Consider the following 12675-nt stretch of genomic DNA (forward strand, 5'->3'; position numbering starts at 1 on the left):
AATGGAAAATGAAGGGAAGCCTGAACTTGAAATGGAAACAGCTCTCGAAAAGAACGGCGACATAATTATTGAAGGAATAGAAATAGTCCGGACCTTCAAAATGGGAGACGTACAGGTAAGGGCGCTCCGGGGAGTAAATGTAAAAATCAGGAGAGGAGAGTTCGTTGCAATCATGGGTCCCAGCGGTTCCGGAAAAACCACTCTCTTAAACCAGCTGGGGCTTCTCGATACCCCCAACTCCGGGAAAGTCGTTATAGATAATACAGACACCTCCCTCATGTCTGACAAAGAAAAAGGCAAATTCCGCCTCCATAACCTGGGATACGTTTTTCAGGACTATGCCCTCCTGCCGGAACTTGATGCCTCCGAAAATGTATATATTTCCCTTATGATGCAGGGTAAAACAAAAGAAGAATGCGAATCAGCAGCATCAGAAATCCTCAAAGCCGTCGGCCTTGGCGACCGCCTGCACCAGCTTCCCTCAAAAATGAGCGGCGGCCAGCAGCAGCGAGTCTCTATTGCCCGCGCCCTTGCCCATTCCCCAAGAGTCCTGTTCGCAGACGAACCCTGCGCGAACCTGGACTCTCAAACCTCAAGAGAAGTACTCGACCTTTTCAAGAAGTTCAATACGGAAAAAGACCAGACGATAGTAATGGTCACGCATGAAGAATGGCACGCTGCATACGCTGATAGGGTGATCAGGTTAAAAGACGGGGTCGTGGAAGAGCGAACTTAAGCTTAAACTGCTATTGAACTTAAAATGTTTATCCGGGCTAACTAGTGTCTTAACCATTTAATTTTTGCTCATCGTTATAAGCTTTGACTCCCTTTATATGTTCATGCTACAATTAAACTTGAAGATTATGAGGTAAATTTCCTCCACAACTTTGTAAGAAATGGGCATAAAAGTGCGAGAGAACTAACTAGAGCTCGTATTCTCCTTCTCTCAAACCAGCAAAAAGGAGTTGCAGATATGGTGGAAATCTCAGACGTTTCCAGAAATACTGCTTTGAATATAAGGAAAAGATACCTTGAGGAAGATCTTCCAAATGCTCTTTTTGACAAACCAATATCCGGTCAACTTATAAAATATACTGAAAAACATGCTGCAGAAGTAATCGCTTTAGCCTGCAGCAGTTCTCAACACAGTATCAGGATATTGCTTGTGAAACATCCCTGCGATACCGCCTTAATAAACTAAACATGGATGAACTGATCAAATCGAATGAAAAGATTCTCCTGGACATTGTAATTGACGTCAAGTATCTGAAAGGCAAAAGAGGAAAAAAGGGACGTGAAAATCTTGGTTTTGTAGTTTTTGGGGTCAAATGGTCTCCAAGAAAGGTCAGTACTGTTTACAGAAGAAGGTTTGCTATTGAATCTTCATACCGGATGAGGAATCTGGTTAAACCAAAGACATCATCGAAAAACGCCAGTATCAGGTACTTTTATGGTACTTTTATGCACTCACATCTTTTCTTCGAAAGAATATAGGGCTATACCTTCAGAAAAAACATTTTACTATTGTTAAGAGAGGACCTCAAATTATAGATGAAGATAGGTTCATATTTGAAGTATTTATACTTCTAATGGAGGGATGGTTATGAAAAAAGTTAAGAGTGAGGACAACAGTGTTGGGTTTGAGATTAGGGGATAAAGTAAAGTGAGGAAAGATTTTAGCGAACTACTGATATTCAGTCTTATCTTGAAACCCTCAGTTGCAATAGTGAGGAGCAAATAACAGAAATAAAATCATAAGCTGGGGATGCCCCCCCTCCTATCCCCGTATCCAGCGTAGATAACGCGAATAATTTTGACAATAAAAAGAAAATTCTAAGCGTAAGGGTCCCTTAACGCCTTATTAACTCCGAAATTCCTGCGTTCCTCAAGGGTCTTCCGGTTCCCGTCGAGCTTTACCTTTGCAAGCTTCATGACGAGCTCCAGGCCGGGTTTGACCTCCTCGATGGGCTTTGTCTCGAAAAGGCCTGTTTCGACTGCTTTGGACCAGATGTCATTTCCCGCCCTGGTGCGGACGAAGACCGTGGACCAGCCGTCGGGGCTCCCGACCGAGCCGGTCGAGATGTCAGCGAGGTTGGAGACATAATCGAGGCAGACGTAGCAACCTGGCTGCCCGTATTTATGGATCGGTTTGAGCGGCGTGCTGGCTACGTTCCCGCGCTCGGTATAGACCTGGAACTTACCCTTCCCGATCCTCATCTTCTTTACGGAGCTGAGGCTCTGGTTCGTGTGGTCCTCGACAATGGCCTGTATGGAATCGTATAGGAAGTTCTCCATGCAGAAGAGCCCTACTGCGAGGGAGATCTTGCCGGGGACATCCCGCATATTGATGGGATAGAGCTGAGCCTTCCTGACCGCCTGTATCTGGCAGCAGACGCCGGTGACCCCGACACTGTCAAGACCGAAGGCCCGGGTCGCCTCCTTGAGCCAGGAAATCTGGGGGCTGATGTTGTACTTAGCCCTCTGTGCCTTGAGGATATCCTTGCGGCTCATCGCGACGAAAGGCCCGGGCTTCCAGGGCAGGTCGCCCTCACCTGCCACAATGGCCCCGTCGATGATCCCTTCTTCAAGGGCATAGACCATGATGGTGGTGGCGATGCCGCCGTCCTGTGCCTTCTTCAGGATCTCCCTGTCCGTGCTCCGTGCCGAGACGCAGGTCGTGTATTTTCCGAGATACGGATCCGAAACCATCTTTCTCACCTCACTTAAGCACGTCTGCGATTAGTTCGCTGATACTCTCGAATTCAGGAATCACGTCGAAGTTGAAGAACGACCTCGGGCAGGCGCCATAGCAGGAGCCGCACTTGACGCAGAGGTTAAGGTCACCCTGCGGCTTCCCGAACTCGTGGGTGATAGCCCGCACGGGACAGGCTGCAGCGCAGGTGCCGCAGCCTATGCAGAGGCCCTGGTTGATCACGTCGTTCATCAGGTCGCAGAAACATCCGGTTGTGCCTCGCTTCGCAAGGGCCATGAGGGGCTTTAAGTACCTGCCCGCAAGGGCCTTCTGTTCCTCATTTCCCCCCAGGAGCAGGTACGCCATGACAGTGACGTTCCTTATTAGCTCCGGGCTCGGGGGACATCCGGGGATGTAGACATCCACGTCAATGAGATCCCCGATAGGGAGGAAGGACTCATGCTGGGGCTGGTTGTGCTGTCCTCCGCGGCAGAACCGTGTGATGTTCCCGTAGGTTGCGCAGGAGCCGAGGGCCACCACGATCCTGGACTTCTTTCGCGTCTCCTTGATATCCTCCACCGATTCATGGTCCTGGATGCAGACCGATCCCTCGACGAGCGCCACGTCCATCTCCGGGATATGTCGGACGTCGACGAGCGTGAGGGCGTAGACGAGGTCGGCGTAGTCGTCCAGGATTTTGAGAAGTCCCTGGTAGATATCGGCCACGGACACGAGGCAGCCGGTACAGCCGCTAAAGTGCACATGCCCGAGCTTGATCTTGTTTGCCACTTGTTTCGCCTCCTTTGTAGCTTCCACTTTTTAAGCAATTACATAATTCATCCCGATTTCCTTCAGTATCTCGGATACAGCGTCCGGAATGGCTCTCTGTACCTCATCTGTAATCCCGATGATCATCTCAGGGGCAGAAACGTACTTCTTCTGGCATGCAAGGACCCGGACCCGGATATCATCCTTGATGTACTGGAGCGGCTCGGTCAGATCCCAGGAGTGGGCGTCCCGGTGGCTCCCGACGGGGAGCTCGTCCACGAAGAGCCACCTGAGTTCGCCGGGTTCCCCTCCGAAGTCCGCGATGTCCACGATGATAAGAGTCTTCGTGGACTCGGGATTGAGGAGAGTAAAGATGAAATGGGGGCCCCCGAGCCCCGCGTCAACGACCGTGACGTTCTCGGGAAGCTCAAGTCCCTTGAGACTCTCCACGACTGCGGGTCCGAACCCATCATCCGCATAGAGAGGGTTACCGCAGCCTGCCACCACGATCTCAGAGTACAGCGAAGCCATTTTCCTTCACCACTGCATGAGCTTCCGGGCGACTATCCTGTTCTCCTCGTCCGTTACGATCATGTGGGTTGCGCACGCGACGCACGGGTCATAGGCCCGGACAACCATCTCGGCGATCTGCCAGGGCGCTCCCGCCAGAGCGCGGCTACAGGTAGGGAGGTTCCAGGTTGTGGGCACAAGCATCTCATACCACAGAACCTGCCCGCCCTTCACCCGCGCGATGTGGACATCGGTTCCGCGTGGGGCCTCGTTTGCAGCCCAGCCCATGGACCCGTCTCCCCGGGGGATGTGGTCGGCGAGGACCTTGCCCGAAGTATCCAGGTTGTCAAGGCACTTGAGGATGGTGTAGAAGCAGTTGGGGTACTCCAGCTGCCTGGCGATGTGCTGGGCGAAGGTGCCCTTCTCGGTGAAGTTCTTGAAAGTAGCGAGTCTTGCTCTCGGACCGACCTCAACCGGCTGGCCGTCGTATGTCGGAACGGTGTTGCAGGCCTCCATCCGGGGATTGGCTTTAGTGCCGACCTTCGTAGTGCCGCCGATCGGGTAGCTCGGATCCTCAAGATCGATGATAACCTCACCCATGTACCAATCCCATGGTTGGGTATCTTTCCACCGGGCAAAGTCCCACATGGGCTTCTCGTCCAGACTGGATGAGCCGTACATAGGAGCTGTGGCCATGACCCCCTGGTTGTGGTACCCGAGATTCCTGGGAATCGGGATCTCCTTACCCGCGACATCGGTGAACCCCCTATTCTGCATGTTCCTGATGACCTCTAGCATGAACTCCATCTGCTCGTGGGCAAGGACGAGGCCTTCCTTTGCCAGGTCTGCCATCTTCTGCTTTGCCCGGGGGCTCACGTTGCGGTACATGCCGCCGACCCTCGGATTGGAGGGGTGGATCGCCTCGCCGCCTGCGACGGCTATAATGGTCTGTGCAATCTCACGGATGCGGAAAATCCTCTCCGCAACGCTCCTGAAAGGCTGCTCCTTGGAAAACGGGTTGATCTTCGTCTCCTTCCCGGGTAGGTAAAAGTCCGGGAGGATCAGGATATTGTGCAGGGCATGGCTGTGGAGGCGGTTCGCGGCATGGAGAATGACCCGCAGGAGCTTTGCATCCGTGGGGATTTCGCAGCCAATCGAGGTCTCCATAGCCTCGATGCTTGCCAGGGTGTGGGGAATGGGACAGATACCACAGACCCGAGATGCAATCTTCGGAACCTGTTCCATCGTCTTACCTATAGCGAGCTTCTCAATACCCCTTACCGGGGTGATGGAGAGCCAGTCTCCTCGCTCGACGATACCCCGATCATTCACCTTCAGGGTGAGCTTGGAGTGGCCTTCATGTCTAGTTGTCGGAGAGATCTCTACAACTTTCGTCAATGGTATCCCCCTCGCTTTTGATTCAGTGCTCTTGTATTTTCCCCTTCCGAAGAGTCACTATTATAGTGATATAATCGGTTGTAATGATATAATCGGTTATAGTGATATAATATTACATTCTGGATATCCTGGTTCAGACCAGGTTCTTCAGCTAATAATGCACTCCAGACGGAGTGCACACCTTCCCTACCATTTCCGGTCTCCGTAAAATTATCGAGTTTTTGGGAGGAAGGGAAACCTGATCTCTTAAAATATATACCAGGGCCATGGAGCAAGAATTGGAGTTGAAGTTTATCGCCGTTTATTGTTTTAAATACATCTTCAAAGAAATTCTTACAAAAAAATCCATTTATATATAATCTTTTAAATTTAGCCAGGTTATGAGAATAAACATTCTCAATAAAATCAATGATTTTGGCTTGAATCCCACAATTAATTAGTCACATAAAATCAGTTCTCGGGATTTACTTCGCTTCTCTTTCCCTGAGTCTTGAAACTCCAACCCCCGAAGCTTTATTTTTTGATTTCCGATAAACTCAGAAAAACGGTGCTTAACCAGAGATTTGTGCACGCTCTCAGCAAGTATCTCTAAATACCCTGCTACTTTAACAGTACGAATCGGAAAAACATAGAAATCATCAAAGAGGCGAATAGTCAGACTAAACATCAAGTACTGCATAATAAGTACTGCATAATAAGAGGTAATGGGGGATTATTATTATGGCAGTCAATGAGAAAGAAATGAGGATTAAGATAATAAAAGACGGACCGTATCGGGTTACAGGTAAAGTGCCGTTTTTAGAACAGGTAATTGTCACCGATGACGCCGGCCACACAAGAGATTTAATTGATATAAAGGAATACCCCCGGCGGGAATCCTATATTTTGTGCCGCTGTGGCTCATCAGAAAAAAAGCCCTTCTGTGATGGGACCCACCGCAAGATCGGTTTTGACGGTAGTGAAACAGCCAGTAGAAAGCCTTACCTGGAGAAAGCGGAAACTTTTGAAGGTCCTGATCTAAAACTCACCGATGCCCCCGAGCTCTGCGATCATTCCCGTTTCTGCCAGCGGTCTGGCGGAATAAGGAATCTCATACAAAAATCAGACGACCCGGAAGCCCAACAAACCGCCATAGAGGAAGCCATGATCTGCCCGTCGGGACGGCTGGTCCTGTGGGACAAGAAAACAGGCAAACCCTTTGAAAAAAAATTTGAACCATCTATTGTACTGGTTCACGACAGACAAAAAAGTTGTGAAGGCCCTCTCTGGGTTCGAGGCGGTGTCCTCATCGAATCTGCAGATGGCAGCATGTACGAATCCCGGAACAGAGTAACCCTCTGCCGCTGTGGGAAGTCAGAGAACAAGCCCTATTGTGACGGCAGCCACTGGATGAATAGCCAGCAGAAGCTCGAGTTCAGGAAAAAATGGGGCCTGGAATGAGTAAATTCGTTGATTCATAGGATCGTTAACGTCCGTGATAAAAAATAGAGAATTTGAGGATAGTCTTCTTTATTTCGATATATCTTCAAACTCCTTTTGGCTCTACAGATGCTGCCAAAGTTTCATCATACTGGCGGAGGTGTTAGGGCTTAACCTGTAGAGGTGAAGGAGATGATTCGGATGAGTTGGAGGAGAAGAGCTAGAGGGAAGAGGCGGATATGTCCTAGATTCGGCAGGTTAACGTAATTATAGATAGATATTTTCATATTTCTCTCCCATTAGACCCAGTATCTTCCAGTGAATCTCCTCCATATTCAATATTTCTGACTTCATTTGTCCTTCTTTAGCGTTTTCAGGTTCAGATTTGCAGTTAGTAGTTCCTTTGCCTCGGTAATTGTTGCAGGAACACGACTGATCCGGAATGACTTTCTCATATTCTTAATTTTGTTGTCTGTGTAAAAGGAACTATCAGCGACGTAGTAAACTTCGCTTTCAGGTCTTAAAACTGATTTGAGAGACTTGATCACTTCCAGAACAGGAATAGGTAGATGAGTCATGTTGTGAGGTTCTCGCAACCAGAAAAAGGGAGTGGGCTTATTTCGGTATCTTTTAGATATCGAACTAATCCCAAAACTAAAAATTACGTCTTTATGTTTCGGACTTAGAATTATCAATTGACCTACCGATCAGGAAAACATCTACAAAATTCATATGAATTGATGGATGAAGTTGGTTTTGGGATCGGCTCATCCTAAAAACTCTAGGCCAAGATCTGAACATCCCAGTTCAGCGGCGGCGATAAGCCATCCGCTGAAATTGGTTGTTAGCTGGCCGTTTTTTCTCTGCTCTGTAAGAAGTCCTTGAAGACGTTTATGCTACGATCAGGCGAGGTCGAAGCGATCAAGGTTCATTACCTTGGCCCAGGCCGCCACGAAGTCCTGGACAAACTTCTGCTGCGCGTCTGCGCTTCCGTAAACCTCGGCTAGGGCCCGGAGCTGGGAGTTAGAACCGAAGATGAGATCAACACGCGAGCCGGTCCACTTGACTTCGCCAGTCTTGCGATCGCATCCTTCAAACATGTCCTTTGCGTCCGATACCGCCTTCCACTCCGTTTCTATGTCGAGAAGGTTCACGAAGAAGTCATTGGTTAGAGCTTCCGGCTTCTGGGTAAAAACGCCATGCTGGGTCTGTCCGAAGTTGGTATTCAGCACGCGCATACCACCAACGAGCACCGTCATCTCGGGAGCGGTCAACGTCAGCAATTGCGCCTTGTCAACCAGCAACGCCTCAGCTGATACGGTGTATTGGGCCTTGAGGTAGTTGCGGAAGCCATCCGCGAGCGGTTCGAGCAAGGCGAAGGAGGCAACATCAGTCTGCTCCTGCGAGGCATCCATCCGCCCCGGCAAGAAGGGAACAGTCACATCATGACCGGCATTCTTCGCAGCCTGCTCGACGCCTGCACAACCAGCCAGAACTATCAGGTCAGCAAGCGAGACCTTCTTGCCGCCGGAGGCCGCGCTGTTAAACTCGCTCTGGATACCTTCGAGAGTGTTCAGCACTTTCGCCAGTTCGGCTGGCTGGTTTACTTCCCAATCCTTCTGTGGGGCGAGGCGAATTCGTGCACCATTCGCACCGCCACGCTTGTCGGAGCCACGGAAGGTGGACGCCGACGCCCAGGCGGTCGAAACCAGTTGCGAGATTGATAGCCCAGAGGCGAGGATCCTGTCCTTGAGGGAGGAAATGTCCTTCTCATCGATCAACTTGTGATTGACTGCGGGGATAGGGTCTTGCCAGATGAGCTCTTCGGCAGGAACTTCCGGGCCAAGATAGCGGGTGCGCGGACCCATATCGCGGTGCGTTAGCTTAAACCATGCGCGGGCGAATGCATCTGCTAATTGATCCGGGTTCTCGTAGAAGTGCCTTGAAATCTTTTCGTAGGCGGGGTCGAATCTCAAGGAAAGATCAGTGGTCAGCATGGTTGGCATATGACGCTTGGAAGGGTCATGGGCATCAGGAATCATGCCGGTGCCTGCACCATCCTTCGGTTGCCACTGATATGCACCGGCCGGGCTCTTCGTCAGTTCCCATTCGTAGCTGAACAGGATCCTGAAGAAGTTGTTACTCCATCTCGTTGGCGTGTTGGTCCAGGTGACCTCCAGCCCGCTGGTGATTGTGTCCCCTCCTTTGCCGGTGCCAAAGCTACTCTTCCAACCGAGGCCTTGCTCCTCGATACCGGCCGCTTCTGGCTCAGGTCCTACATGGGACGCAGGGCCGGCACCGTGGGTTTTTCCGAAGGCGTGGCCGCCAGCGATGAGCGCAACGGTCTCTTCGTCGTTCATGGCCATGCGAGCGAAAACCTCACGGATATCTTTGGCCGCCTCTATTGGATCCGGGTTGCCGTTCGGCCCTTCCGGATTGACATAGATCAGTCCCATCTGCACGGCAGCGAGTGGATTTTCGAGGTCCCGGTCGCCGGTGTAGCGTTCATCACCCCCCAACCACGTGTCCTCAGAGCCCCAATAGACGTCCTGATCCGGCTCCCAGACGTCCTCGCGACCGCCTCCGAAACCAAATGTTTTGAATCCCATAGTTTCCATGGCGACGTTGCCCGCAAGAATCATAAGGTCGGCCCATGAAATTTTCCGGCCATACTTCTGCTTGATCGGCCAGAGCAAGCGACGCGCTTTGTCCAGGTTGACGTTGTCCGGCCAACTGTTGAGCGGCGCGAAGCGTTGCTGGCCTCTACCGCCACCGCCGCGGCCGTCACCGGCGCGATAAGTGCCTGCGCTGTGCCACGCCATGCGAATGAGTAAAGGGCCATAATGGCCAAAATCCGCCGGCCACCAGTCCTGCGAATCGGTCATCAGCTCCGCAAGATCTTTTTTCACAGCCGCTAGATCAAGGCTCTTGAACTCTTTCGCGTAGTTGAAGCCCTCTCCCATCGGGTTGGACTTGGGGGAATGCTGGTGCAGGATCTCGATCTTCAACTGGTTCGGCCACCAATCGCGGTTCGATGTGCCTCTGCCGGTTTCTAGTTTGCTTGTTCTGTCCATTACAGAATTCTTTCTGTCGTCAGTCATAACGTTACCCACCATTGATTAAAAATTCAAGACCAAATATCCAGTAGCAATCTCTTCAATCTTGTCTCTTCTTGGAAGAAGAGAGTGCCGATTACTAGAAAGCTTAATTTTGGTCCGCGTTACGAGAGCTTGAAATTCTCACATGCTGTTTTGCGATGTCCAATTTGTAATCTTTTAAGGTATGAACGATCTAAGCTTTTTTATTAAATCATCATAATCCAGCTCATGTAAAGTCCATCCAATATTCTTCCAAACCTTCATCCTCTTGTCGACTTTGCCTTTCCAATACTGGAAGTTCACTTTAGGCATCTCTACTCCGATTCTGCCTATATCCCCCTTTTAACCATTACTAATTGTTTACTATCCTTGTATTCCGTTTAATAATCAACTTCTATAACCATGGATATCTATTTAATATTGATTATTACGTAATAATGAACTATGACTAGCCTTCAGGACTCAGACTCATACATAATCAAAGCTCTCCGCGGAAAAGGATACAAGGCTACGCCCCAGAGAATAGCGATCGGTCGATTTGTTCTCCACAATCATGCCCACCCAACGGCTCAGAGAATTTATAACGAAGTCAAGAAAATCTATCCAACAGTCAGTCTTGCAACAGTTTATAAAACGATTCAAATCTTGAAAGATGTTGGTTTGATCCAGGAACTGAATTTAGAGAAAGATCAGGCCAGATTTGATCCCAATATGGAGCCACATGCCCATCTGGTTTGCCTCCAGTGCAAAAGCATCAGTGACTGCACAGACCCGATGATTTCTGAAATTGTGGACCGGATGTCAAATAAAGCGGATTTTTCTGCTGGGGAATGGAATTTTGACGTATATGGCATTTGCAGCAACTGCAGACTGAAAAAAAGTTTATGTGACAAGTAGAAAAGGAAAAATTGTTGGGTAATTATTCAACTGCCAATAAATAATGAGGTTTCAGGTTTACCTTTCTAATTTTTTCAAGGCAGTCTTCAAAACTACAAACATTTGAAACTATTTATTAAGTTAAATGATTACAAATATAGTCACCACTTTAAATAATGCGACATTTTGTGCGTGAATACATGCTTCTCCCAAAACTCATCGAGTTCTTCTTTTAATACTTTAAGATTCTTGAATAATTTTATTGACGTTAACTCTTATCTTGTCGTTTTCCAACAATATTCAGTTGGGTTCCTATCTGGAGTAACTGGAGGGAACAGTAATATTTGCAACCAGTATTTGTTATTTTGAAAGAATCCTCTTGCTTTTTTCGACTTATTCCAGGTTGCTCTGTCCAGTAGATGAAATATCTTTCTTCCTATATCTTTTTTAAACTTTATGATGGAAATAAAAAAATGAAACGAATAAAAGGAAAAAGACCTTGTTTAGAGGAATCTTTTTGATACAGGTTTTACGGAGGTTTTTAATTTTCCTTCCTGACAGGCAGGGTCTGTCCTCCGTGAGGCATCAGGTGGACCCTTGCATCAGGGTTTTCTGAAAGGACTGCAGACAGGGCTTCTTCTACACTTGCCATCGGAGTGAAGAAGGCGGTTCTGGCATTATCTCCCGGGAGCTTCGAGACAAGGTAGAGTTTGAACTTCTTTGCGGCTATTGCAACAATTGCACTCTTGTGTCCTCCGAACTCAAAGCAGTTTTTGAAGCGTTCTATTGCATCGTCCGGAGATTTACATTCCCTGTTCCAGCACTCATAAACCTGGTTTCCGATTCCTTCAGCGCATTCGGCTACAAGGATGATAGAGCCACCTTCTTTTACAGCCTGGGTTGCGTTGTCCAGAGATTTGTTCGCCTGGTAAAGGTTAATATCCTTGGGATAGCCCCCGCAAGAGACGATCACGGCATCTGCGGGCTCTACAGGCACTTTATACATGGAGTCCACAACTTCGATTCCTTTCCTGTGGGCTTCGATAAAATCTCCGGCAACGGCAGAAACTATTCCTTTTTTGCTATCAAGCACAACATTAAGAATAAATTTAAGGCCAAAGATCTTTGCGGCTTCTTCCATATCCTGTCTGACAGGACTGTCAACTCTTCCGGAAACCGCGTTTTCCTCTATCATCATTTTGTGGTTGGTGAGTACAGATTCCTCGGAACTTACGCCGGGAAGGATAGACTTTGCTCCCCCGCTGTACCCCGCATAGTAATGGAACTCGATTCCTCCTGTCCCGATAACAAAATCGGAACCAAGCACTTCTTCAAAGATTTCAACAGGCGTTCCCCTGCTGGTTACCCCTATCCGCCTGCACCTGGAAGTGTCGTGCTGGATGCACCGGATTTTTTTGTAGATATTCTCCCCAACAAGTTTTTTAGACTCTTCTTCAGTCTGCCGGCGGTGAAGCCCGAGCGCAAAGATAATCGTGATGTGTTCATCTTTTGCTCCCCCCAGATAAAGCTCGTCAAGGAGAGGAGGAAGTATTTTTGCCGTAGGGGTGGGCCTCGTAACATCGCTTACGATAATTGCAATCCTGGATTCAGGGTTTATAATCTCGGAAAGTCTCTTGCTTTGTATGGGGTTTTCGAGAGCTTTACGGATTAAAAAAGCCTCATCTTCCTTTTTTTCAGGTTCCGAAGGCAAAATAAGGCCGGAAATATTTTTTTCCGGAATATTTAGCTCAAAAACCCCACTTCCGAAAGCAAGTGGAATCTTTTTCATATTTGTCGTCATGTTCATGCCGGGAAGTTCTCATTGATAATATAAAATCGTATAGGTAAACAATAGATAAATAGATGTCCGAAATTCTCTTTTACGATTTTCATTTTCGTTACCGGGTTTACTGA

At 48.7% G+C, this 12675-nt stretch carries 9 protein-coding genes and 4 pseudogenes; 5 read left to right on the top strand and 8 right to left on the bottom strand.

Annotation, left to right across the window (positions count from 1 at the left end; translation table 11 throughout):
- Position 1 precedes the first annotated feature (1 nt).
- From MSSIT_RS04785 to MSSIT_RS04795, 3 genes and pseudogenes are all read left to right on the top strand, one after another.
- Positions 2–736, top strand: coding sequence for an ABC transporter ATP-binding protein (locus MSSIT_RS04785; RefSeq protein WP_156157282.1), 735 nt, complete (start codon positions 2–4; stop codon positions 734–736).
- Positions 737–847: 111 nt separating this feature from the next.
- Positions 848–1135, top strand: a pseudogene (locus MSSIT_RS24535) (helix-turn-helix domain-containing protein); the annotation flags it as partial.
- 86 nt (positions 1136–1221) lie between these two features.
- Positions 1222–1607 (top strand): annotated as a pseudogene (locus MSSIT_RS04795) (ISH3 family transposase); the annotation flags it as partial.
- Positions 1608–1833: 226 nt separating this feature from the next.
- Here MSSIT_RS04795 and frhB read toward each other — a convergent pair.
- The 4 genes from frhB to frhA are packed head-to-tail and all read right to left on the bottom strand — an operon-like array spanning position 1834 to position 5368.
- On the bottom strand, positions 1834–2709 hold the full coding sequence (gene frhB / locus MSSIT_RS04800) for a coenzyme F420 hydrogenase subunit beta (RefSeq protein ID WP_048170472.1): 876 nt from the start codon (positions 2707–2709) through the stop codon (positions 1834–1836).
- Between the two features lie 10 nt (positions 2710–2719).
- Entirely contained in the window at positions 2720–3481 is a 762-nt protein-coding gene (gene frhG / locus MSSIT_RS04805) for a coenzyme F420 hydrogenase subunit gamma (RefSeq protein WP_048170474.1), read from the bottom strand.
- A 30-nt stretch (positions 3482–3511) separates the two neighbouring features.
- A complete protein-coding gene (gene frhD / locus MSSIT_RS04810; RefSeq protein ID WP_048170475.1) occupies positions 3512–3991 on the bottom strand; it encodes a coenzyme F420-reducing hydrogenase, FrhD protein in 480 nt (159 codons plus the stop codon).
- Positions 3992–3997: 6 nt separating this feature from the next.
- Positions 3998–5368, bottom strand: a complete 1371-nt coding sequence (gene frhA, locus MSSIT_RS04815; protein ID WP_048170477.1) for a coenzyme F420 hydrogenase subunit alpha — start codon at positions 5366–5368, stop codon at positions 3998–4000.
- A 720-nt stretch (positions 5369–6088) separates the two neighbouring features.
- On the opposite strand from frhA, the gene MSSIT_RS04825 reads away from it, so the two are divergent.
- Positions 6089–6808 (top strand): CDGSH iron-sulfur domain-containing protein, encoded by a 720-nt coding sequence (locus MSSIT_RS04825; RefSeq protein WP_231590423.1) that lies wholly within the window; start codon positions 6089–6091, stop codon positions 6806–6808.
- Positions 6809–7140: 332 nt separating this feature from the next.
- On the opposite strand, the pseudogene MSSIT_RS04830 reads toward MSSIT_RS04825, so the two are convergent.
- Positions 7141–7344, bottom strand: a pseudogene (locus MSSIT_RS04830) (IS1634 family transposase); the annotation flags it as partial.
- Positions 7345–7689: 345 nt separating this feature from the next.
- Complete coding sequence (katG, locus tag MSSIT_RS04835) at positions 7690–9888, bottom strand: catalase/peroxidase HPI (RefSeq protein WP_048170484.1); 2199 nt, start codon at positions 9886–9888, stop codon at positions 7690–7692.
- Positions 9889–10329: 441 nt separating this feature from the next.
- Between katG and MSSIT_RS04840 the strand changes: the two genes are divergently transcribed.
- On the top strand, positions 10330–10782 hold the full coding sequence (locus tag MSSIT_RS04840) for a Fur family transcriptional regulator (protein ID WP_048170486.1): 453 nt from the start codon (positions 10330–10332) through the stop codon (positions 10780–10782).
- A 140-nt stretch (positions 10783–10922) separates the two neighbouring features.
- Here MSSIT_RS04840 and MSSIT_RS21695 read toward each other — a convergent pair.
- A pseudogene (locus MSSIT_RS21695) lies at positions 10923–11234 on the bottom strand (transposase); the annotation flags it as partial.
- Between the two features lie 68 nt (positions 11235–11302).
- Positions 11303–12562, bottom strand: coding sequence for a nickel-dependent lactate racemase (gene larA, locus MSSIT_RS04845; protein ID WP_082089113.1), 1260 nt, complete (start codon positions 12560–12562; stop codon positions 11303–11305).
- Between the last annotated feature and the right edge of the window lie 113 nt (positions 12563–12675).

This window comes from Methanosarcina siciliae T4/M (genome assembly GCF_000970085.1).
Classification (GTDB): domain Archaea; phylum Halobacteriota; class Methanosarcinia; order Methanosarcinales; family Methanosarcinaceae; genus Methanosarcina; species Methanosarcina siciliae.

What these genes read in the sequence shown, in the direction of transcription:
- MSSIT_RS04785 (WP_156157282.1), top strand. Translation starts at nt 2, where the DNA reads ATGGAAAATGAAGGGAAGCCTGAACTTGAAATGGAAACAGCTCTCGAA.
- frhB (WP_048170472.1), bottom strand. Translation starts at nt 2,709, where the DNA reads ATGGTTTCGGATCCGTATCTCGGAAAATACACGACCTGCGTCTCGGCA.
- frhD (WP_048170475.1), bottom strand. Translation starts at nt 3,991, where the DNA reads ATGGCTTCGCTGTACTCTGAGATCGTGGTGGCAGGCTGCGGTAACCCT.
- MSSIT_RS04825 (WP_231590423.1), top strand. Translation starts at nt 6,089, where the DNA reads ATGGCAGTCAATGAGAAAGAAATGAGGATTAAGATAATAAAAGACGGA.
- katG (WP_048170484.1), bottom strand. Translation starts at nt 9,888, where the DNA reads ATGACTGACGACAGAAAGAATTCTGTAATGGACAGAACAAGCAAACTA.
- MSSIT_RS04840 (WP_048170486.1), top strand. Translation starts at nt 10,330, where the DNA reads ATGACTAGCCTTCAGGACTCAGACTCATACATAATCAAAGCTCTCCGC.
- larA (WP_082089113.1), bottom strand. Translation starts at nt 12,562, where the DNA reads ATGACGACAAATATGAAAAAGATTCCACTTGCTTTCGGAAGTGGGGTT.